This is a genomic window from Sinomonas sp. P47F7 (assembly GCF_049332655.1).
Taxonomy (GTDB): domain Bacteria; phylum Actinomycetota; class Actinomycetes; order Actinomycetales; family Micrococcaceae; genus Sinomonas.
Genome location: NZ_CP186327.1, coordinates 3,106,017 through 3,126,919, shown reverse-complemented (window position 1 = coordinate 3,126,919; position 20,903 = coordinate 3,106,017). Strand labels below are relative to the sequence as shown.

Annotated in this window: 17 protein-coding genes; 13 read left to right on the top strand and 4 right to left on the bottom strand. The window is 69.2% G+C overall.

Going from position 1 to position 20,903, the window contains the following annotated elements; genetic code table 11:
- Positions 1 to 34: 34 nt before the first annotated feature.
- A complete protein-coding gene (locus ACOKR1_RS14540; protein WP_422933709.1) occupies positions 35 to 463 on the bottom strand; it encodes a hypothetical protein in 429 nt (142 codons plus the stop codon).
- A 92-nt stretch (positions 464 to 555) separates the two neighbouring features.
- Here ACOKR1_RS14540 and ACOKR1_RS14535 point away from each other — a divergent pair, with 92 nt between their 5' ends.
- On the top strand, positions 556 to 1,233 hold the full coding sequence (locus tag ACOKR1_RS14535) for a helix-turn-helix transcriptional regulator (RefSeq protein WP_422933708.1): 678 nt from the start codon (positions 556 to 558) through the stop codon (positions 1,231 to 1,233).
- Positions 1,234 to 1,476: 243 nt separating this feature from the next.
- The gene (locus ACOKR1_RS14530) at positions 1,477 to 2,685 is read left to right on the top strand and encodes a cysteine desulfurase family protein (RefSeq protein WP_422933707.1); all 1,209 of its coding nucleotides are present in this window, start codon (positions 1,477 to 1,479) and stop codon (positions 2,683 to 2,685) included.
- Between the two features lie 36 nt (positions 2,686 to 2,721).
- Here the strand turns inward: ACOKR1_RS14530 and ACOKR1_RS14525 are convergent, their stop codons facing one another.
- The gene (locus ACOKR1_RS14525) at positions 2,722 to 3,978 is read right to left on the bottom strand and encodes an NAD(P)/FAD-dependent oxidoreductase (RefSeq protein ID WP_422933706.1); all 1,257 of its coding nucleotides are present in this window, start codon (positions 3,976 to 3,978) and stop codon (positions 2,722 to 2,724) included.
- Positions 3,979 to 4,131: 153 nt separating this feature from the next.
- Between ACOKR1_RS14525 and mnmA the strand changes: the two genes are divergently transcribed.
- The 6 genes from mnmA (at position 4,132) to ACOKR1_RS14495 (ending at position 13,132) form a co-directional block, all read left to right on the top strand.
- Positions 4,132 to 5,277, top strand: a complete 1,146-nt coding sequence (gene mnmA / locus ACOKR1_RS14520; RefSeq protein ID WP_422933705.1) for a tRNA 2-thiouridine(34) synthase MnmA — start codon at positions 4,132 to 4,134, stop codon at positions 5,275 to 5,277.
- 285 nt (positions 5,278 to 5,562) lie between these two features.
- Positions 5,563 to 7,194 carry an ABC transporter substrate-binding protein gene (locus ACOKR1_RS14515; RefSeq protein WP_422933704.1) on the top strand — a complete coding sequence of 544 codons (1,632 nt, stop codon included), beginning with the start codon at positions 5,563 to 5,565 and terminating at the stop codon, positions 7,192 to 7,194.
- Positions 7,195 to 7,290: 96 nt separating this feature from the next.
- Positions 7,291 to 8,382 (top strand): ABC transporter permease, encoded by a 1,092-nt coding sequence (locus ACOKR1_RS14510; protein WP_422933703.1) that lies wholly within the window; start codon positions 7,291 to 7,293, stop codon positions 8,380 to 8,382.
- Positions 8,382 to 9,440 carry an ABC transporter permease gene (locus ACOKR1_RS14505; RefSeq protein WP_422933702.1) on the top strand — a complete coding sequence of 353 codons (1,059 nt, stop codon included), beginning with the start codon at positions 8,382 to 8,384 and terminating at the stop codon, positions 9,438 to 9,440. The genes ACOKR1_RS14510 and ACOKR1_RS14505 overlap by 1 nt, the downstream gene beginning before the upstream one ends.
- Complete coding sequence (locus ACOKR1_RS14500) at positions 9,437 to 11,140, top strand: dipeptide ABC transporter ATP-binding protein (RefSeq protein WP_422933701.1); 1,704 nt, start codon at positions 9,437 to 9,439, stop codon at positions 11,138 to 11,140. Before ACOKR1_RS14505 ends, ACOKR1_RS14500 begins: the two co-directional genes overlap by 4 nt.
- A gap of 498 nt (positions 11,141 to 11,638) precedes the next feature.
- Positions 11,639 to 13,132 (top strand): DUF222 domain-containing protein, encoded by a 1,494-nt coding sequence (locus ACOKR1_RS14495; protein WP_422933700.1) that lies wholly within the window; start codon positions 11,639 to 11,641, stop codon positions 13,130 to 13,132.
- Positions 13,133 to 13,152: 20 nt separating this feature from the next.
- Here ACOKR1_RS14495 and ACOKR1_RS14490 read toward each other — a convergent pair whose 3' ends face one another.
- Entirely contained in the window at positions 13,153 to 13,809 is a 657-nt protein-coding gene (locus tag ACOKR1_RS14490) for an NADPH-dependent F420 reductase (RefSeq protein WP_422933699.1), read from the bottom strand.
- 136 nt (positions 13,810 to 13,945) lie between these two features.
- Between ACOKR1_RS14490 and ACOKR1_RS14485 the strand changes: the two genes are divergently transcribed.
- Positions 13,946 to 14,452: a chorismate mutase gene (locus tag ACOKR1_RS14485; protein ID WP_422933698.1), complete on the top strand. Its 507-nt coding sequence runs from the start codon at positions 13,946 to 13,948 to the stop codon at positions 14,450 to 14,452.
- A gap of 3 nt (positions 14,453 to 14,455) precedes the next feature.
- On the top strand, positions 14,456 to 15,472 hold the full coding sequence (locus ACOKR1_RS14480; protein ID WP_422933697.1) for a hypothetical protein: 1,017 nt from the start codon (positions 14,456 to 14,458) through the stop codon (positions 15,470 to 15,472).
- 81 nt (positions 15,473 to 15,553) lie between these two features.
- Here the strand turns inward: ACOKR1_RS14480 and ACOKR1_RS14475 are convergent, their stop codons facing one another.
- A complete protein-coding gene (locus ACOKR1_RS14475) occupies positions 15,554 to 16,441 on the bottom strand; it encodes a cytochrome c oxidase assembly protein (RefSeq protein WP_422933696.1) in 888 nt (295 codons plus the stop codon).
- A gap of 124 nt (positions 16,442 to 16,565) precedes the next feature.
- Between ACOKR1_RS14475 and mtrA the strand changes: the two genes are divergently transcribed.
- Genes mtrA through ACOKR1_RS14460 form a run of 3 tightly spaced genes read left to right on the top strand, consistent with a single transcriptional unit; the run spans position 16,566 to position 20,824 of the window.
- Complete coding sequence (gene mtrA / locus ACOKR1_RS14470; RefSeq protein WP_415856411.1) at positions 16,566 to 17,240, top strand: MtrAB system response regulator MtrA; 675 nt, start codon at positions 16,566 to 16,568, stop codon at positions 17,238 to 17,240.
- A 12-nt stretch (positions 17,241 to 17,252) separates the two neighbouring features.
- Positions 17,253 to 19,025 (top strand): MtrAB system histidine kinase MtrB, encoded by a 1,773-nt coding sequence (gene mtrB, locus ACOKR1_RS14465; RefSeq protein ID WP_422933695.1) that lies wholly within the window; start codon positions 17,253 to 17,255, stop codon positions 19,023 to 19,025.
- Positions 19,022 to 20,824, top strand: coding sequence for an LpqB family beta-propeller domain-containing protein (locus ACOKR1_RS14460; protein WP_422933694.1), 1,803 nt, complete (start codon positions 19,022 to 19,024; stop codon positions 20,822 to 20,824). The genes mtrB and ACOKR1_RS14460 overlap by 4 nt, the downstream gene beginning before the upstream one ends.
- Positions 20,825 to 20,903: the final 79 nt, after the last annotated feature.

The following is a 20,903-nucleotide window of genomic DNA, read 5'->3' as shown; positions in this document are numbered from 1 at the left end:
CGCCTCACGCTCCCGGCCCTGACGCTCCCGCGCCTCAGGCTCTCCGCGTGGCGAGCCGGTTGAGCGCGAGGGCGGCCACGAGGAGACCGAAGTCGCGCAGCGCGACGTCGTAGAAGTGACCGAGGACCACGAGGTTCACGATGATCCCGAGGAGCCACAGCGCAACGATGGCGGAGCCCCAGCGGGGCACGACGGCCACGAGCACGCCCGCGACGATCTCGATGACGCCCACTCCATACATGAACATCTGCGGCGTCACGGGGATGACGTTCGTCGCGACGGGCGCGAGGTAGTTGGGCCAGAAGGTCAGGAAGTTGAAGAACTTGTCGAGGCCGAACAGGATCGGGGCGACCGTGAAGATGGTGCGCAGCATCACGTAGGCCTGGCCGGCGCCGCTCAGGGTGGCTGCACCGGCGCGACGGGCAGGAACTCGGGCGTCACCGTGGGTCGAGGCGGAAGACATAGCAGGACTCCTCTCCAAAATTGGTACTTCTGATTTTAGTCCCGAGCGAGATCTAAAACAATGGATCAAGGTTTTGGATTTACACTGGACCCATGGCAACCACCGCGTGGTCCCGTCGCGTTTCCGCCGTCGCGTCACTGGGCGACCCGACGCGCCGCGCGCTGTTCGACTTCGTCCGAACCGCCGGCCGGCCGGTCGGGCGCGACGAGGTCGCGGCGGCCGCGGGCCTGACGCGGGGGGCGGCGGCCGCCCAGCTCGACCGGCTCGCCGAGGAGGGAATCCTCACGGTCACGTTTGCCAAGCCCGGAGCCGGAGGCCCGGGCACGGGCCGACCCTCCAAGTTCTACTCGCTCGCCATGACCGAGGTGGTCGCGTCGGTGCCGGAGCGCAGCTACGAGCTCGCGGGCAGGCTCATGGCCCAGGCCGCCGAACGGTCCATGAACCACGACGTCCCCGTGGCCGAGTCATTGCGTGAGGTGGGGCGCGCGGCCGGTGAGGCGCTCGGTCGGCACCACGGAAGCATTGAGGCCGTGCTCGACGCGACTGGCTACGCGCCCGTGCCGGTGGCGGACGGTGGCACGATTGAGCTCGCGAATTGCCCCTTCCACCGGCTGGCGCGCGATCATCGCGAGGTCGTGTGCACCCTGAGCGCGGCGTTGCTCGAGGGTGCGCTCGTCGGCTGCGCTGACACGGACCGCGGCGTCGAGCCAATCGATCCTACCGACGGCGCGCGCGAATGCTGCGCGCGGATCGTTCCCCGCACAATCTGACCAGTCGTCCGGCGAGACCTGACCAGTCGTCCGGCGAGATCTGACCAGTCGTCCGGCGAGATCTGACCAGTCGTCCGGCGAGATCTGACCAGTCGTCCGGCGAGATCTGACCAGTCGTCCGGCGACCCGATGAGTGGCCAGATCCTTCGTGATGAGTGGCCAGATCCTTCGCGATGAGTGGCCAGATCCTTCCCGACAAGTGGTCTGGTCTCCCGGGGTTCCCTCCCGTCCTACAGTTGAAGGGTGCCCGTGTACCTCGACCATGCCGCCACGACACCCGTGACACCGCACGCGCTCGCCGCCTACTCAGAGCAGGCGGCGCTGGGCGGCAACCCGTCGTCGCTCCACGCCTCGGGCCAGCGCGCCCGCCGGGCACTTGAGGACGCGCGGGAGAAGCTTGCCGCGGCGCTCGGCGCGCACCCGTCGGAGGTCGTCTTCACGTCGGGCGGGACCGAGGCGGACAACCTCGCGGTCAAGGGCCTGTTCTGGGCCCGCCACGACGCCGACCCGCGCCGCACGCGGATCCTGTGCTCGAGCGTCGAACATCACGCAGTCATGGACGCGGTCGAATGGCTCGAACGGCACGAGGGCGCCGAGGTCGCGTGGCTCCCGTGCGATCCCGACGGCGTCACAAGCGCGGACGCCGTCCGTGCCGAGCTCGCGCGGGATCCCGAGACGGTGGCCCTCGTGACGGTCATGTGGGCGAACAACGAGGTCGGCGCCATCCAGCCGATCCCGGAAATCGTCGAGGCCGCCACCCAACATGGCATCCCCGTCCACTCGGACGCCGTCCAGGCGTTCGGCCACATCCCCATCGACTTCGCGGCGTCTGGCCTCGCGACACTCGGGGTGAGCGGGCACAAGATCGGCGCCCCCGTGGGCGTCGGCGCCCTGGTCGTCCGCCGCGATGCCGCCGTCACGCCCGTCCAGCACGGCGGCGGCCAGCAGCGGGGGCTCCGTTCCGGAACGCTCGACGCCGCGGGAGCCGCCGCCTTCGCCACCGCGGCGATGGACGCCGTCGGCCGCCTCCCCGAGGAGGCTCCACGCCTGGCCGCGCTGCGCGAACGCCTCGCCGACGGCGTCCTGGCCGCCGTCCCCGAGGCGCGGCTCAGCGGTCCCGCCGACGCCGAGTGCCGCCTCCCAGGCATCGCCCACTTCACGTTCCCCGGCTGCGAAGGCGATTCTCTGCTGTTCCTCCTGGACATGATGGGCATCGAATCGTCCACGGGATCGGCGTGCACGGCGGGCGTCCCGCGACCCTCGCACGTGCTCCTCGCCATGGGCCTCACCGAGGACCAGGCGCGGGGGGCCCAGCGCTTCAGCCTCGGCTGGTCGTCCACCGCGGACGACGTCGACGCCCTCCTCGCGGTGATCGGCCGCGCCTTCCAGCAGGCTCGCCTCGCGGGCATGGCCGGGCACGAGAGCACCATAAGGACAGCTTCCAGCCGATAGGACAGCCTCGACGCTGTGTCCCGGCGTCCCCGGGGACTATCCCTCTTGGACCAGCTCGGCGAGGGGAACGCTTGGGTCGGACAATCTTGCCTCGTCCACGACCGCGCGGGACGCAATGAGAGCCTTGAGTGCCTTCTGCGACCGCGGCGTGTTGACGTTCATGGCGGCGACGACCGCGCCGTCGCGCAGCCAGAACGCGACGAAGCCTGCGAGCCCGTCCGCCACGGTCTCGATCGAGCCGCGGAGCACGAGCTTCGCCCCGCGCGCCCGCTGCCCATACCCCGAGTATTCGAGGCTGATCCCGAACTGATCGGTGTAGAAGTAGGGCGCGATGCTGAGCGCCGCGTCGATGCCGAGCATGGACTTCGCGGCGACCTTTCCGCCGTTGAGCGCGTTCGACCAGTGCTCGCTGCGCACGTGGTCGCCCGTGAACGGCTGGAGTGAGTTCGCGACGTCGCCCGCGGCGAAAACGCCCGCGGCCGAGGTGCGCAGCGAGGCGTCGACCACGATCCCGTTCCCCACGACGAGTCCGGCCGCCTTCGCGAGCCCGACGTCGGGCACCACGCCAACGGCCACGACCACGAGGTCGGCGGCCATCCGCTCGCCCGTGTTGGTCACGACGCAGGAGACGCACTCGCCGTCGTCCGTCGCCTTGAACTCGACGGGATGCTCGCCGAGCCGGAAGCGGACCCCCTCGGCCTCGTGCACGCGGCGGAAGTAGTCGCCGAGCTCGGGCTCGAGCTGCCCGAGCGGCGTCGGCTCGCGCCCCACGACCGTGACCTCGTTCCCGTAGGTGCGCGCGGCGGCTGCGACCTCCATGCCGATCCAGCCCGAGCCGATGAGCACCACCCGCCGCCCGCCGCGGGAGAGCTCCGTGCGCAGGGCGAGGGAGTCCTCGAAGCGCCGCAGCGACACGATGCCCTCGAGCTGCGAACCCCGGATGTCTAGCGTGCGAGGCTGTGCGCCCATCGCCAAAAGCAGCGCCCGGTACGGAACGAGCGGCCCGCTCTCGAGCCTGACGACTTTCGACGCCGGCACGATCTGCGAAACCGTCTCCCCGAGCCGCAGGTCGACCCCATTCTCCGCGTACCAGCCGGCGGGATTCACCGCGAGCTCCTCCTCGGGCGCCTTGCCGAGCAGGAACTCCTTGGAAAGCGGCGGCCGGAGGTACGGCTCGCGGTGCTCGGCCGCGACGATCGTGATGGGACCATCCCAGCCTTCGGCCCTCAACGTCTTGGCGGCGCTCCCGGCGGCGAGCCCTCCGCCCGCAATGACCATGCCCTGTTCGTCCATGATCGGATCCCTTCGCTCGCGCGGCATCGTTGCCGTACCACTGCTGTACCACTGCCGTACCACTGACGTACCACTGCCTCGGCGGCGGGCCTCGGCGGCCGGGCTCGGCGGTCGGGCTCGGGCCTTGGGGCCGCCCGCCGCTAGAATAGACCGGTGCGAGTTCTGGCAGCCATGAGTGGGGGAGTGGATTCCGCCGTCGCCGCGGCCCGCGCCGTCGAAGCGGGGCACGACGTCGTCGGGGTCCACCTTGCGCTGTCCCGCATGCCCGGAACCCTGCGCACGGGCAGCCGCGGCTGCTGCACGATCGAGGATTCGAACGACGCGTGGCGCGCGTGCGACAAGCTGGGCATCCCGTTCTACGTGTGGGACTTCTCGGAGCGCTTCAAAGCGGACGTCGTGGACGACTTCGTTGCCGAGTATGCGGCGGGCCGCACTCCGAATCCGTGCATGCGCTGCAACGAGCGGATCAAGTTCGCCGCGCTCCTCGAGAAGGCCCTCGCGCTCGGCTTCGACGCCGTCTGCACGGGCCACTACGCCAAGATCATCCGGGACGCCGACGGCAATCCCGAGCTCCACCGCGCCGCCGATTGGGCCAAGGACCAGTCCTACGTGCTCGGCGTCCTGACTCGCGAGCAGCTTGAGCATTGCCTCTTCCCGCTCGCGGACACGCCGTCGAAGGCCGAGGTCCGCGCCGAGGCGGAACGCCGGGGGCTTTCCGTTGCACAGAAGCCGGACAGCCACGACATCTGCTTCATCTCCGACGGCGATACGCGCGGTTGGCTCGCGGACAAGATCGAGCTCACGCAGGGGGACATCCTCGACGAGACGGGCCAGAAGGTCGGCGAGCACGGGGGCGCCAACGCGTTCACCGTGGGGCAGCGCCGCGGCCTGCGGCTGGGCCGGCCGGCCGCGGACGGCAAGCCGCGTTTCGTCCTCGAGGTGCGGCCCAAGGACAACACGGTCGTTGTAGGCCCCGAGCAACTCCTCGCGGTCGACGAGATCCGCGGCATACGCCTTTCGTGGGCCGGGCCGCCGCTGCCCGAGGCCGCGGCGGGGGAGGAGTTCGCGTGCGCGGCGCAGGTCCGGGCGCACGGCGAGGCACTTCCGGCCAGGGCGCGCGTTGCGCCGGGAGCCTCATCCGAGGGGGCTCCTGCTGACGACGCCGAGCTCGTCGTCACGCTCGAGGCGCCCCTCCGCGGGGTCGCACCCGGGCAGACCGTGGTGCTGTACCAGGGGAGCCGGGTTCTGGGGCAGGCGACGATCGACGCAGCCCGCTCGCTCGCGCGCCCGGCGGTCTGACGGTTGGCTGACGGTCTTCGCGCGACCCAGGGGACGCACCGAAGGGAGGACGACGGCGGAGGGTGACTTCCGCCGTCGTCCTTCCTTGGCATTTCACATGGTGAGTTTTCGCCCATGCGGGGCCCATCACGCGCCTCGGAATGTCAAGGTTTAGTTTCAATCTCCTCAAGCAAGGCTTTCAGGCCTGCTGAATCGTGATTGAATGCTGTGTGCACTCGGGCTGTGCGTTGAATCACAAAGCCGGCGCCCGCCCAGAACTCGAAAAGAGACAGAAGGTCATCCCCCATGGCAAAAAAGTCAGCCGTCCGGAGCGCAATCGCGCTCCTCGGCATCTCGGCGCTTGCGCTGACAGCGTGCACCGGCCCGTCCGGTGGCGGCTCGGCGCAGAGCGGCTCCGCGGGCGGCGGTCCGATCACCGTCGGTACGACGGACAAGGTGACGTTCCTGGATCCCGCGGGCTCCTATGACAACGGCTCCTTCATGGTCATGAACCAGATCTACCCGTTCGTGCTGAACTCGAAGCCGGGCAGCGCCGATCCGCAGCCTGACATCGCTCAGTCGGCCTCGTTCACCTCGCCGACGGACTACACGGTCAAGCTCAAGAGCGGCCTCAAGTGGGCCAACGGCGATGCGCTCGACTCGGCGGACGTGAAGTTCTCCTTCGATCGCCAGCTCAAGATCAACGACCCGAACGGCCCCGCGTCGCTGCTCGACAACCTCAAGAGCGTTGACGCCCCGGACGCCTCGACAGTGGTCTTCCATCTCAAGCAGGGCAACGACCAGACGTTCCCGCAGGTGCTCTCGAGCCCGGCCGGTCCGATCGTGGACCACAACGTCTTCCCCGCCGACAAGGTGATGAACGACGACGACATCATCTCGAAGAAGGCGTTCGCCGGCCAGTACACGATCTCGACGTACCAGAAGAACCAGCTCGTCTCGTTCAAGGCCAACCCGGACTACCAGGGCATCCTCGGCAAGGCGGCCACGGACACGGTCAACCTCAAGTACTACGCCAACTCGAACAACCTCAAGCTGGACGTCCAGCAGGGCAACATCGACGTCGCGTGGCGCTCGCTGACCGCGACCGACGTGGACAGCCTCGCGAAGGATTCGAAGGTCAAGGTCCTCAAGGGCCCGGGTGGCGAGATCCGCTACATCGTGTTCAACTTCGACACCATGCCGTACGGTGCGAAGACGGCTAACGCCGATCCGGCCAAGTCGCTCGCCGTCCGCCAGGCCATGGCCAATCTCGTGGACCGCGACGCGATCGCGGCGCAGGTCTACAAGGGCACGTACGCGCCGCTGTTCTCGTACGTTGCGAACGGCTTCCCGGGCGCGACGACGCCGCTCAAGTCGATGTACGGCGACGGCAACGGCAAGCCGAGCACCGACAAGGCGAAGCAGGCCCTTTCCGCCGCCGGCGTCCAGACGCCGGTGACGATCAACCTGCAGTACAACGCGGATCACTACGGCCCGTCCTCGGGTGACGAGTACGCCATGGTCAAGCAGCAGCTCGAGGCCGCGGGCCTGTTCAAGGTCAACCTGCAGTCCACCGAGTGGGTCACCTACTCGAAGGACCGCACGAAGGACGCCTACCCGATGTACCAGCTCGGATGGTTCCCGGACTTCTCCGACGCGGACAACTACCTCACGCCGTTCTTCACCGCGAACAGCTTCCTCAAGAACCACTACTCGAACCCGACGGTGGCGGACCTCATCGGCAAGGAAGCGACGAACCCGGACAAGTCCTCGCGTGAGCAGCAGCTCGGTCAGGTCCAGGACGCGGTCGCGAAGGATCTCTCGACGCTCCCGCTCCTCCAGGGCTCGCAGATCGCGGTGGTCGGCACGAGCGTCAAGGGCGTCGACACGACCCTCGACCCGTCCTTCAAGTTCCGCCTCGGCGTGATTAGCAAGTAGCCGAAGCGGGCAAAAGCCGCAACAGCACCACAAAAGCAAGTGCAGCGGCGGGATGCCACCGCATCCCGCCGCTGCCGTGCGGAGGAACCACCCCCAATGACTGCACTGATCGAAACTCCCCCAGAAGCCGCGGGCGTACCCGCCCCAGCTGCGAAACAGAAGGCGGGCGGCGGGCTCGCGACGTATCTCGTGATTCGCTTCCTGCTGATCTTCCCGACCATCCTCATCCTCGTCACGCTGGTCTTCTTCCTCATGAGGATCACCGGCGACCCGATCACGGCCGCGCTCGGCGGCCGTCTCCCGGCCGACCAGCTCGCCGTGAGAATCCATGAGGCCGGCTACGACCGGCCCATCATGATCCAGTACTTCGAATACCTCGGCCAGATCTTCACGGGGAACTTCGGCCGCACCATCTCGGACAACCGTGCCGTGACCGAGATGCTCGCGACGTTCGGCACCGCAACGCTCGAGCTCGCGATCAACGCCCTGATCGTTGCGTTCCTCGTCGGCATCCCGCTCGGCATGATCGCGGCGCACCGCCGCGACAAGACCGCGGACGCGGGTCTGCGCATCTTCGCGATCCTGAGCTACGCGACGCCGGTCTTCTTCGCGGGCCTCCTGCTCAAGCTCATCTTCTCGGTATGGCTCGGCTGGCTGCCTGTCGCGGGCCGCGCGTCGACGACGACCGAGATCTCCCTCTCGGGGCTCGGGGCCCCGAGCGGGATCTTCTGGCTCGACGCCCTCCGCAGCGGCAACCTCGCCGCGTTCGGGGACGTCGAGGCCCACGCGGTCCTTCCGGCGATCACGCTCGGCCTGCTCACGGCCGGCGTCTTCCTGCGCCTCGTGCGGACCAACCTGATCGGCACGCTCGGCAAGGACTACGTCGAGGCCGGCCGTTCGCGCGGCGTGAGCGAGTACCGGCTCGTGACCAAGCACGCCTACAAGCCCGCCCTCATCCCGATCATCACGGTCATGGGCCTGCAGATCGCACTCCTTCTGGGAGGCGCGGTCCTCACCGAGACGACGTTTGAGTGGAAGGGGCTCGGCTTCCAGCTCGCGCAGTACCTGACCGCGCGCGACTTCGTCGCCGTCCAGGGCATCGTGGTGCTGCTCGCCGTGATCGTCGCCGTGACCAACTTCATCGTGGACGTCGTCGCCGCGCTGATCGACCCGAGGGTGAGGTACTGATGACCACCCAGACAGCGCCACAGATTGAGCGTCGCGACCCCTTGTGGGTTCGCCTTCCCGTCCTCTCCCACGTCATGAACAGCGTGGGCATCCAGCGGACCATGCTCGTCACGGGCCTCGTCCTCACGGGCATCTTCGTGCTGCTCGCGATCTTCGCCCCGCTTATCGCACCGTTCGGCTTCTCGCAGATCTCCGACGCGGGCGGGGACTTCCCGACCCAGGACCCCCCGAGTGCCACGCATATCTGGGGAACCACGGTCGGCGGCTTCGACGTGTTCTCGCGTGTCGTGTGGGGCGCCCAGACGGCCATCCTCGTGATCGTCGTCGCGGTCGCGCTCTCGATCTTCGCGGGCGTGGCCCTCGGCCTTGCGTCGGGCTACATCGGCGGTTGGCTCGATCGCGTTCTCGTGGTCGTCGCGGACGCCGTGTACGCCTTCCCGTCGCTCCTCGTCGCGATCGTCATGTCGATCGTCATCAGCCACGGCCAGTCGAGCCTGTGGGGCGGCATCCTCGCGGCCGCGATCTCGATCACGGTCGTGTTCATCCCGCAGTACTTCCGCGTGGTGCGCGCCGAAGCGATCCGCCTCAAGGCCGAACCTTTCGTCGAGTCGGCGAAGGTCATCGGCGCGTCGAGCTGGCGGATCATGGCTCGGCACATCTTCCGCAACGCGACCCGCAGCATCCCGCTCATCTTCACGCTCAACGCCTCGGAGGCCATCCTGACCCTTGCGGGCCTCGGCTTCCTCGGCTTCGGCATCGAGCCCACGAGCGCGTCCGAGTGGGGCTTCGACCTCAACAAGGCCTTGAGCGATGTCACCGCCGGCATCTGGTGGACGGGCGTCTTCCCGGGCGTCGCGATCGTGCTCACGGTCCTCGGGCTCACGCTCGTGGGCGAGAGCATGAACGACCTCGCGGATTCGCGCCTCCGCGCGCGGGGGCGTAAGCGGACGACGGCGGCGGGCGCCAAGGGCGCGAAGTCCTCGCCTGCCGCGGGTGAGGCTGGCACTGCGGCCGGCACCGCGGCCGGTTCCACCGGCCAGGAAGGAGGCCAGGCATGAGCGAGCAACTTGACGTGCGGCCCGCGGGTCACGCGGAGACCGTCCTGGAAATCGACCATCTCGCGGTCTCATTCGCCACGGACGCCGGGGAGGTCAAGGCCGTTCGCGGCGTGAGCCTCGACGTCAAGGCGGGCGAGGTCGTCGCCGTCGTCGGTGAATCCGGCTCCGGCAAGACCGTGACGGCAAAAACGATCCTTGGTTTGCTGCCGGAGACGGCCACGAGCTCAGGCGCGGTCGTCATCAACGGGCAGAACGTCGTCTCGATCTCGGCGTCGAAGCTCCGCGAGCTGCGGGGCCGTGACGTCGCGATGGTGTTCCAGGAGCCGTCCACGGCGCTCAACCCCGTCTTCACGGTGGGGTGGCAGATCGCCGAGGGCATCCGGGCGCATCGCGGGCGCGACGGTCGCAAGGTGTCCCGGAAGGAGGCTCGCGAGCGGGCCGTCGAGGCGCTCCGGAAGGTCGGCATCCCCGATCCGGAGAAGAGGGTCGACTACTACCCGCACCAGTTCTCGGGCGGGCAGAAGCAGCGCGTGGTCATCGCGGCGGCGCTCGCGCTCGATCCCGAGCTCATCGTCGCCGACGAGCCGACCACGGCCCTCGACGTCACCGTCCAGGCCGAGATCCTCGAGCTCCTGCGCGATCTGCGAGACCTGTACGGGACGTCGATCGTGCTCATCACCCACAACATGGGTGTGGTCGCGGACCTCGCGGACCGCGTCGTGGTCATGTACCAGGGCGAGGTCGTCGAGGAGGCCCCGGTGCGGACCCTGTTCGCGGAGCCGCGCGAGGACTACACGCGTCGCCTCCTCGCGGCGGTTCCGCATCTGGGCCGCGACTCGGCCTCGGAGGGTGCCACCGAGCGACTGCGGCAGGGCAGCGAAGTCCTCGTTGAGGCAAAGAACCTCGAGATCGTGTACCCGGGTCGCCTCGGTTCCCCGGCGTTCCGGGCCGTCGACGGCGTCTCGCTCACGGTCTCCGCGGGCGAGGTCTTCGGCCTCGTCGGCGAGTCGGGATCGGGCAAGACGACCATCGGCCGCGCGATTGCCGGTCTCAACCGGGCGACGGGCGGAAGCCTCAAGGTCCTCGGACATGAGATGGTCGGCTTCCACGAGCGGGCGTTCCGCCCGCTGCGCAAGGAGATCGGCTTCGTGTTCCAGGATCCGGCGGCGTCCTTCAACCCGCAGCTCACCATCGGCGAGTGCGTGGCCGAGCCGCTCGTGGTGCACCTCGACCTCGAGCCGGCGCAGCTCCGCCGGCGCGTCGGGGAGCTGCTCGAATCGGTGCAGCTTCCGGCGTCGTACGCCTCGCGCTACCCGCACGAGCTCTCGGGTGGCCAGCGTCAGCGGGCCTCCCTCGCGCGCGCCCTCGCGCTCGAGCCGCGCCTGCTCGTCGCCGACGAGCCGACGTCCGCCCTCGACGTCTCCGTCCAGGCGAAGGTCCTCGAGCTGTTCCGCGAGATCCAGGCCGAGCTCGGCTTCGCGGCGCTGTTCATCAGCCATGACCTCGCGGTCGTGGACCAGTTGAGCCACTGGGTAGGGGTCCTGTACAAGGGGCGACTCGTCGAGCAGGGCATCGGCAGCCGCGTCATGAACGCGCCCCAGGACGAGTACACGAAGCGGCTCATCGCGTCGCTTCCGGTCCCGGACCCGGTCGAGCAGGCCGAGCGGCGGAAGGCCCACCGGGCGCTTCTGGGCAGCTGAGCGCGCGCCGGCGGCGAGCCGGCACCACGCCAAGGACGACGGCGGCAGGTCACCTGCCGCCGTCGTCCTTTCGCTTCTTCGGGTTGCTTGGGCGAGGCCCCTGGTTTCGCTTGTCTGGCTCTGCTTCCCTGGCTCCGTTTCTCTGGCTCCGTTTCTCTTTGACGAGGCCTCTTAGCCGGGCTTCTGGGGCGCGCTTAATTTGTCGGAGGCGCGTGCGAGGGTTGGTCCATGGGGGAACACATGGGGGAGCGCATGGGGGACAGCCCTGAAGAGAGGCCGGGGGAGAGCCCGGGGGAGAGCTCGGGGACAGAGTCCCTTAGCGAGGGCGCCGACAGCGTGAACGAGGCGGGTGGCCGGGCCAGCCCGGGGGCGGAAGACGCTGACAGTGTGGCTGCTGCTGGTGTTGATGCCGCTGGTGATGCACCTGCCACTGACGGCGCTGGGGAAGCCGAGCCAGCGCATCTGGGTGCCTTGGTCTTTGAAGCGCGTGCTCAGTTCGTGGGCGGTCTCGTCGAGACCGTCCAGGGGCTTGAGGAGGCCGAGGCGCGGATCCACGCCGTGCGGGCGTACGCGCTCTCCCAGCTGTGCGAGCACTTTCGTCTCACTGCGAGGGATGCACTAGAGGCAGCAGAGGCGCCCGGGCTCGCGGCTGCGGAGGTGGCGGCGGCGCTGAACGTGTCGCAGCGGACGGGCCGGGCGATGGTCGAGGACGCGTTGGCCCTGGCCGATCCCGCTCTCGCTCCGGTCCTGGACGCGCTCGGGGCGGGGCGCCTCGACCGGCGTCGAGCCCGGGCTGTGGCCGAGCACGCGGCAATCCTCGCACCCGGCAAGGACGCGGCCTTTGCCGAGGCCGCGGTGCGGATCGCATGCCCTGAGGACCCGAGCAGGGCTCCGTCCCCGGGCGCACTCTCGCGACGGCTGCGGCGCCTTGCCGAGGATTACCACTCCGAGCCGCTTGCCGCTCGGAAGGCCCACGCCACTGCCTTCCGGAAAGTCGACCTCGAGCCAACCCGTGACGGGATGTGCTGGATCACCGCGTACCTGCCGCTTGAGGCCGGAGCAGCGGTCGACGCCCGGCTCGAGGCCTTCGCCAGGTCCCTGCAGGGCCCGGGGGAGGAACGAGGTGTGTCTCAGCTGCGCGCCGACGTCTTTCGCGATCTTCTCCTTCACGGCATCACGGACCCCGCGCCCGAAGCGGCCCGTGGGCGCCCGCTCGCGGGGGCGGGCCCTGACGCCGCGCCCGTGGGAGCCGGGCTTGAAGACGCGCCCGCGGGCGGCGGTCCCGTCCCTTCGCCCGCCGGAGCCGGGCTTGACGCCTCGCCCGCGAGCGGCTGGGAAGATCTGCCCGTGGGCGGCGGTCCCGTCCCTTCGCCCGCGCGTCTTGCCGCGGGCGGGGTGCGGATGGAGGTCGTGGTCACCGTCCCGGCCACGACGTTGACTGGCGAGTCCGAGACTCCCGGCGAGCTTCTCGGGTACGGACCCCTCGACGCGACGGCCGCGCGGGAACTAGCTGCCGAGGCCGCGACCTGGACCACGATGTACGTGAATCCCTCGACGGGAGCTCCGCTCGCGGTGGGACGGCGGCGCTATGCCCCGTCTCTCGCGATGCGCCGGTTCCTCGGCGCTCGCGACCGGACGTGCCGGTTCCCTGGCTGCGACAAGCCGGCCCCATCCACAGAGGCCGATCACACTACCGAGTGGCGGTACGGCGGAACGACGGACGCCGGCAACCTTGCCCTGTTGTGCCGCGAACACCATCGCCTCAAGACGCTCGGCCACTGGCAAGTCACCCACGTCAGCCCGGCCAGCGGTCGGCCTCCAGCCAGCGCGCAACATCTTGCTGCGCGCCTCCCTGCTGCGCACCCCCCAGCTGCGCACCTCCCTGCCGCGCACCTCCCGGCACCGCCATCTGGCGGCGTCCTCGAATGGACCTCACCGACGGGGCGTCGCTACACGACCTATCCCGAGGCCGACCCGCCGCCGCCCTTCTGATGGTGATGGCGATCCCGGGTCTATTCCCCGGCCTGCACGATCCGGATGTTGAATTCCGCGGTGCCTAGCGTCCCCATGAGCCGCACCCACAGCGGCAGGTACATCTCGAGGCCTCGCGCTGCCTTGATTCCGCCGAGGTCCCGGATCCTGTCGCGGTGCCAGCCCAGCGAGAGAAGGAGGCCGGCAACATCCGTCTTGGCGTCGGCGTCCTCGCCCGCCATGAAAATGTCGTGGACGCCATCAGCGATCCGTTCGGGGGCCACCATGACGGACGCGTTGATGGTGTTGAGGGCCTTGACCACCCGCAGCGAGGGGAAGGCGTGCTGGAGCTGCTCGGCGAGGCTGGTGCGGTTCGAGACGGAGAGGAACGGCGGGAAGCCCGCCGAGAAGTCGAGGGGATTGGCAACGTCAATGAGCACCTTGTCGCCCAAGGCCTCGGCGCCGACAGAGAGCAGGACGTCGAGCGAGGCAGTGCCCGAGGTCGCATTGACCAGGAGTTCCCCGGCCTCCGCGGCGTCGGCGAAGTCCGTCGCGTGGGCGTGATGCGCGGCTGCCCACTCTAGCGCCTCCGGTTTCGCAGCGTCGCGCGAGCCGATCGTTACGCTGTGTCCGAGTTTCGTGAACGCGGCGCCGAGCGTCCGGCCGACCGTTCCGCTGCCCAGGATTCCGATCTCCATGTAGTCTCCCGCTCCCTCGATAGGCGGCCCCGGCCGTTGTGCCTCGCCGTGACCTGACACTTACAAGCCCTATCGTGCACGGGCCGAGGCGGTCAACAGCCAGCGGGGCTGGGGGCGCGGCCCATAGACTGGGCTCATGACCGAGCAGCATCGCGCCGACGGCCGCCCCGAGGCTGACGAGACCACCGATCAGGACTACGATCCCACCGCAAGTTCCCTCAAGGGCAGCGTGGATCCGGCCGTCATGGAGGAGCTTCTCTCGATCCGCTCGAGCATCGACAACTTCGACGCGACGCTCGTGTATCTCCTCGCCGAGCGGTTCAAGGTGACGCAGCGGGTCGGCTGGCTCAAGGCCAAGCACCACCTACCGCCCGCAGACCCGGCCCGCGAGGCCGCGCAGATCGCGCGGCTCCGTCGCCTCGCGGAGGACGCCCAGCTCGACCCGGCGTTCGCCGAGAAGTTCCTCAACTTCATCATCAGCGAGGTCATCCGCCACCATCAGGCCATCTCGGAGGATCACCACGCCCGGCAGGGCGACCCCTCCGGTCTTGGATCCGGCACGTTCCGCTCTGATTCCAGCGGTCCGGCATCCGATTCGACCGAGGCTCCTGCGGACGCCGGCAGCGCGCCGGGCCAGGCCTGAGGCGTGGCTGAACAGGTCACCGCGACGGCGCTCGGCGACTGGCCGGGAACCGACCCCGTCGAGGCCGAGAAGGCCATTCGCGGCGAGCTTGGCGCCCCGCACCTGCCGTTTCTGGCCGAGCTCCCGGGCCGCGGCGTGGGCTCCGATCCCGTGGGTCGTACGGCGACGCTCCTCGTTGACGTTCATGCCGATGTCCAGCCACACGGGTGGCGCGTCGTCGACCGTCCCGGCAGGGATGCGCTCCGCGCCGCGTCTGCGCTGGCCACGGACCTCAACGTCCTCGCCGACGTCGCCGGGGCCGAGGAGGTCCGCGCCGCCGAGCTCCAGGTCCGACTCCTCGGCCCGCTGAGTCTCATGGCCGGGCTATACCTCCACAACGGCGAGCGAGTCCTTGCCGATGCTGGCGCGCGGCGGGATATCGTGCAGTCGCTCGCCGCGGGTGTGGGACCGTTCCTCGCGCGCGTCCAGTCGGCGGTGCCCGCCACGAAGCTCTCCGTTCAGCTCGCCGAGCCAGAGGCCGCGAAGGTCCTTGCGGGTCTCCTCCCCACGGCGAGCGGCTACCGAACGCTCCGCTCGGTGCCGCTCGCGGAGGCACGCGCGGCCTGGAGCCAGCTCGCCGAGGCCCTTCGCGGGGGCGGTGCCGAGCAGGTGATCGTCCACACGGAGACGTGGGAGGCGCCGATCGCGGGCGTCCTCGAGGCCGGCGTCGACGGCGTCTCGCTTCCGTTCGACGGGCTTTCCGTTCCGCAGTGGGAACAGCTCGCGGGGGCCGTCGAGGCCGGTGCGCGTGTCTGGCTCGGCGCGATGCCGCTCGAGGCGCCGCCCACGGCCCGCACGGCCGACGCCGCGGAGCGGGTCCTCCGGCCGTGGCGTCAGCTCGGCCTCCCGACCAGCGCACTCGGAGCCGTACGGCTCACGCCCGCGGGCAGCCTGGCGTCGCTGAGCCCAGAACGGGCGACGGCGGCGCTCACCCGACTGGTCAAGCTCACCGACGCGGTCAATCAGCTCGCGTTGGGGTAGCAGGAAGTCGCCGGAGTTTCGCCGGAAGCCTAGGCCACCGCCAGCGAGCGGCCGCGGGAAGGTGGGGGTCGAGACCCTCCGTCATTCGCCTCGCTGGCGAAGGTGCGCCTCGGTGAGCGCGTCCATCTCCTCGTCGCTGAGATCGTCGAAGCTCTTGGCCTCGTGACGGTCGTTCCGGCTGAAGCGCACGAACATCAGGATGATGAGCGGGAGGTCCACGATTTCGGCGATGAACCAGAGGATGTCTCCCGCGAGCTGCTGGTCCCGCAGGGGCGAGGGGAACCACGAGGGCGCGCCCGCGGGCCACGAGGTGACTTTGTCGAGCACGGAGTCGTTGAGCCGAAGCGCGATTCCGGGAACGGCGTCGGCGAGCAGTTCGATGAACACGTACACGAACTCGAGCAGGATGAAGCTCGACGAGCGGTGGAAGCCCTCGCCCTCGACGATGGGGAGGACGAGGACGAGGCCCAAGAGCGGAACGATGAAGCTCAGCAGGCCACTCGCCACAGGGTCCGCGCGGTAGGTGTGGAGGAGCGGCGTGAGGAACGTCCCGAACAGGACGAGGCCGAGGATCGGGGCGATGAAGGCGTTGCCGAGGAGTCGCATGGGGCGGCTTGCCATCACGGCGTCCAATCGCCGTCGTCCGTCCTCGCCGAGCGCCGCCCGGGTGAGGCCGAGCGGGCGCCCCAGGCCCGCGAGCAGGGGCACTACGAAGAAGATGAGCGCGAGCTTGAGCGTAAATGCCCAGCGAAGTTCGGGGCCGAAAGCCCCTGTGAAGCCGCACGTGAGCACCAGATACGGCACGATGCCGAGCACGTAGAAGCACAACGCGCGCCAGACCGGCCATCGCTCGCCCTGACGCGCCGCTCCCCGAAGCCCCAGCCCGTATCCGATCGCTGCCGCGAGGGCGAGGACGAGGGCAGCGGGATCGAGCGCGACGGCGGTGAACGCGGTCAAGAGGGGTGGCACGGAGCGGATTCTAGAACACAGGCCTGAAACCCGGCTGAATGCGCGCGCCGACTAGAATGGAACAACGCATGGGCGGGCGTGCCGTGAGCGCCCCGCAAGGCACATTTGGGGGAGAGTGGAAGGCATGAAGGCACGCATTCTGGTAGTGGACGACGACGAGGCCCTCTCCGAGATGATAGGTATCGTGTTGCGCAACGACGGCTTCGAACCGGTCTTCTGCGCTGACGGGGCTGAGGCGCTCGACGTGTACCGCACGCAGAAGCCTGACCTCGTGCTGCTCGACCTCATGCTCCCGGGGCTCGACGGCATCGAGGTGTGCCGCCGCATCCGCTCCGAGTCGGACGTGCCGATCGTCATGCTGACCGCGAAGTCGGACACCTCGGACGTGGTCCGGGGTCTCGAATCGGGCGCCGACGACTACGTTCCGAAGCCCTTCAAGCCGGCTGAGCTCGTGGCCCGCGTCCGCGCTCGGCTCCGTCCGGGCGAGGCCAAGACCCCCGAGACGCTGCGGATCGGCGACGTGCAGATCGACGTCGCCGGGCACACCGTGCGGCGCGGCGAGTCCGCGATCGCGCTCACGCCGCTCGAGTTCGACCTCCTCGTGGCCCTCGCCCGCAAGCCGTGGCAGGTGTTCACCCGCGAGCTGCTCCTCGAGCAGGTCTGGGGCTACCGCCACGCCGCTGACACGCGGCTCGTCAACGTTCACGTCCAGCGGCTGCGCTCGAAGATCGAGCGCGATCCTGAAGCGCCAGAGATCGTTCTCACGGTCCGCGGCGTCGGATACAAAGCCGGGACCTAAGCCGAGGCACTTATGGATCACCCCTCCCGGCGCAGAGTCCGGCGGTTCGCGCGGCGCGTGTGGATCGCGCTCGCGCGCCTTCGGCGTGCCGTCACAAGGGTGCTCGGGTGGATCCTCCGCATCCCAGGTTCAGTGCGGCTCGCGTTTACCCGCCGCTGGAGGCGGTCCCTCCAGTTCCGGACCGTGCTCATCACGCTCGTCCTCGCGTGTGTCTCGATCCTCGGCGTCGGCGTTTATCTGTCCAACCAGATCGCCAACAGCCTCTTCCAAGAGCGGCTCACCCAGTCCGAGCAGCAGACTCGCCAGAGCGTCAATCAGGTTCAGGAAACGTTCGACGGCGCGCAAGTCACCGACCAGCAGGGCGTTCTCAAGCTAGTGAACGACACGCTCGCGACGCTCGAGGCGAGGGATTCGGGAACGCCGAGGCAGTACGTCTTCCTCGCGGTCCCGAACCAGGACCAGCCCCGCAACCGCTGGGTGGACAGCCGTGCGTCGTACCTCCGCACCGAGAACGACATCCCGCAGTCCTTGCGCCAGGCCGTCGAGTCGTCGCAACAGCCCACGCAGTTCTGGGAGTCGGTGCCGCTGAGGGTCGACAACACGGTGCACCCGGCCATCGCGGTAGGCAACAAGGTGAGCTTCGGTGGAACCGTCTACGAGCTCTACCTGCTCTACGACATCCAGTCGGCTCAGGAGACGCTCGATGAGATGCAGAGCGTCCTCTGGTTCGGCGGTGTGTTCCTCATCCTGCTCATCGGCGCCATCGTGTGGATCGTCACGCGTAGCGTCGTGAGCCCCGTGAGCCACGCTGCGGCGGTGTCCGAGAAGCTCGCCGCGGGACAGCTCGAGGAACGCATGGCCGTCGAGGGCGAGGACGAGGTGGCGCGCCTCGCGAAGTCCTTCAACCACATGGCGGCGAGTCTCCAGGAGCAGATCACGCAGCTCGCCACGCTTTCGCAGATGCAGCAGCGCTTCGTCTCCGATGTGTCGCATGAGCTCCGCACCCCGCTCACGACCGTCCGTATGGCGGCAGAGGTGCTTCACGACGCGCGCGATCAGTTCGATCCCATCAACAAGCGCTCGGCCGAGCTCCTGTACAACCAAGTCGAGCGTTTCCAGGCGCTTTTGAATGACCTCCTCGAGATCTCGCGCTTCGACGCCGGCGTCGCACGGCTCGACCTCGAGCCCCAGGACATCGTCTCCGTGGTCCGGAACGTCATCGACACCGCGGCCCCGATCGCGGCCTCGTGTGGTTCGGAGGTGCGCCTCTACAGCCGCTCGGCGAGCATCGTCGTCGACATGGACGCGCGGCGTATCGAGCGCGTGCTCCGGAACCTGCTGCTCAATGCGCTCGAGCACGGCGAAGGCAATCCGGTCGAGATCTTCGTCGCCGCGAACGCTGACGCCGTCGGCGTGGCCGTGCGCGACCACGGGATCGGCATGTCGCCGTCGGAGGCCGCCCGCGTCTTCGACCGCTTCTGGCGCGCCGACCCTGCCCGTGCCCGCAAGACCGGAGGCTCGGGACTCGGGCTCTCGATCGCGACCGAGGACGTCAAGCTCCACAGCGGTTGGCTCCAGGCGTGGGGGCGCCGCGGCGAGGGCTCGGTCTTCCGGCTCACCCTCCCGCTTCACACCGGCGGGTCGATCGCCGGGTCTCCCGTGGCGCTTGAGCCGAACGGAGCCGCCCTCCCGCTCGCGCACGGCGGCACGCGGGGGATTGTCGTTGGCACGAGCACGCTGCTCAACGCGACGCCGGCGCGCGGCGTTGAGGGGGAGAGGCCGTGAGGGTCTGGTCGTCGCGGGCCGGGCTGTCCAGTGCCTGGTCGTCCCGGGCCGGGCTGTCCAGTGCCTGGTCGTCCCGGGCCGGGCTGCCACGGATTCTCCGCGCGGCCGCCGCGCTGCTCGTCGTGGTCCTCGCCGTGTCCGCGTGCGCACAGATCCCGACCGCCGGCGCAGTGGGGACGAGCAAGGATGGCGGCTCGGCGATCGGCAACGCGCCGCAGTACATTCCGCCGGGCCCCCAAGCCGGGGCTGGGCCCCAGGCCATCATCGAGGGATTCTTCAACGCCGGCTCGGGCTACCAGAACGACTTCACGGTCGCGAGGCAGTTCCTCGCCCCCTCCAACGCCGTCTCATGGAAGCCGAGCCAGCGCACGCTCGTCTACCGGGGGAGCGCCTCGGTGGTGGGGGCCGGCCGCCCCAACGCGTACCGCTATGTGCTCGATGTCGCGTACTCCGTGGACCAAGACGGCATCATGACGCAGTACCCGCCCGGCACCAAGCAGGCCATCGACGTTGAGGTGAGCCAGATCGACGGGCAGTGGCGCGTCTCCAACCTCCCCGACGGAACCGTGATCCCCGAGGAGACCTTCAAGGTGCTCTACCGGGCCTTCTCGGTCTACTTCTACGATCCCGGATTCACGATCCTCGTCCCCGACGTCCGCTGGTTCATCGACAATTCGGGTGTCGCGAAGTCGCTCGTGAGCGCCGTCATCGCCGGCCCCGCCCCGTACCTCAAGACCGCCGTCGCGAGCGCCTTCCCGCCGAGCATCAAGCTCGAACGCGAGTCCGTGCCGATCGTGGGGAACATCGCGCAGGTGGACCTGACATCCGAGCTCCGGGACGCCTCGTTCACGGACCGTCAGCGCATGCACAGCCAGCTCGTGCGCACGTTCGCCGCGCTCCCCAACGTGGGCGGCGTCTCGCTGCGCACGAACCAGACCGAGGTGGCCATCGAGGACCCCGCGACCGGCAAGCTGCCCGACCCGATCGTCGACCCCAAGGTCCCGGCGTGGCAGGTGGGCATCGCGGACAACCAGATCGTGCAGTACGGCTCGAAGCAGGCCTCGAAGATCGACGGGGTCGGCTCCGTGGCGTCGTTCGGTCCCTCCTATCCGGCCGCCGCAGCGTCGCAGCACGTCTATGCGTTCCTCGGAGCCGACGGAAAGGCCCTGTACTCGCTCCTCCCCGGGCAGCCAGCACGGTTGCTCGACTCGCGGCAGCACTTCAGCCCACCGTCGATCAGCCCGAGTGAGTGGGTGTGGTCGGCCGGGCCAGGCGCGACCGGAGCGACCGAGGTTGTGACGTACCGGCCCGTGGGCACCCCGGCCGGGACGGACATTCCGCGGATCACCGTTGGGGCGCCCTGGCTCGCGGGCCGGACCGTCAAGGCTCTGCGCGTCGCGCGCGACGGCGTGCGCGTCCTCGTCCTGTCCGAGGCCGACGGCCAGTCGACCCTGCAGGTCGCGGGGATCGTGCGCGGCCCTGATGGCAACCCGAAGTCGCTCACGGATCCGGTCACGCTTCCCGTCACGTCGAAGACCCCCGACATCGCGCTGTGGGTCGACGAATCGACGATCGTCGTCTCGGGTACGTCGTCGAGCGACCCCGTGGCGCCCGAACTCGTGAGCCTCCAGGGCGGCGACCCTCGCCAGATCTCGCCGCTCGCCGGCATCCAGGCCCTCTCGGCGGGCAACGGGGAGCAGTCCATCTACGCGATGACCAAGGACGGCATCTTCCTCCTCGTGAGGACGTCGTGGGCCGAGCAGGGCAAGGGGGCCTTGCAGCTCGCGTTCGCGGGGTGACAAGGGGGCTGGTTCTTCCGGGCCGGCACTGGTTCCGAGGGCCGTAAGGCCCTCCCCAGAAATTCCACCGCGCTACCTG

What these genes read in the sequence shown, in the direction of transcription:
- ACOKR1_RS14540 (WP_422933709.1), bottom strand. Translation starts at nt 463, where the DNA reads ATGTCTTCCGCCTCGACCCACGGTGACGCCCGAGTTCCTGCCCGTCGC.
- ACOKR1_RS14535 (WP_422933708.1), top strand. Translation starts at nt 556, where the DNA reads ATGGCAACCACCGCGTGGTCCCGTCGCGTTTCCGCCGTCGCGTCACTG.
- ACOKR1_RS14525 (WP_422933706.1), bottom strand. Translation starts at nt 3,978, where the DNA reads ATGGACGAACAGGGCATGGTCATTGCGGGCGGAGGGCTCGCCGCCGGG.
- ACOKR1_RS14515 (WP_422933704.1), top strand. Translation starts at nt 5,563, where the DNA reads ATGGCAAAAAAGTCAGCCGTCCGGAGCGCAATCGCGCTCCTCGGCATC.
- ACOKR1_RS14510 (WP_422933703.1), top strand. Translation starts at nt 7,291, where the DNA reads ATGACTGCACTGATCGAAACTCCCCCAGAAGCCGCGGGCGTACCCGCC.
- ACOKR1_RS14505 (WP_422933702.1), top strand. Translation starts at nt 8,382, where the DNA reads ATGACCACCCAGACAGCGCCACAGATTGAGCGTCGCGACCCCTTGTGG.
- ACOKR1_RS14500 (WP_422933701.1), top strand. Translation starts at nt 9,437, where the DNA reads ATGAGCGAGCAACTTGACGTGCGGCCCGCGGGTCACGCGGAGACCGTC.
- ACOKR1_RS14490 (WP_422933699.1), bottom strand. Translation starts at nt 13,809, where the DNA reads ATGGAGATCGGAATCCTGGGCAGCGGAACGGTCGGCCGGACGCTCGGC.
- ACOKR1_RS14485 (WP_422933698.1), top strand. Translation starts at nt 13,946, where the DNA reads ATGACCGAGCAGCATCGCGCCGACGGCCGCCCCGAGGCTGACGAGACC.
- mtrA (WP_415856411.1), top strand. Translation starts at nt 16,566, where the DNA reads ATGAAGGCACGCATTCTGGTAGTGGACGACGACGAGGCCCTCTCCGAG.
- mtrB (WP_422933695.1), top strand. Translation starts at nt 17,253, where the DNA reads ATGGATCACCCCTCCCGGCGCAGAGTCCGGCGGTTCGCGCGGCGCGTG.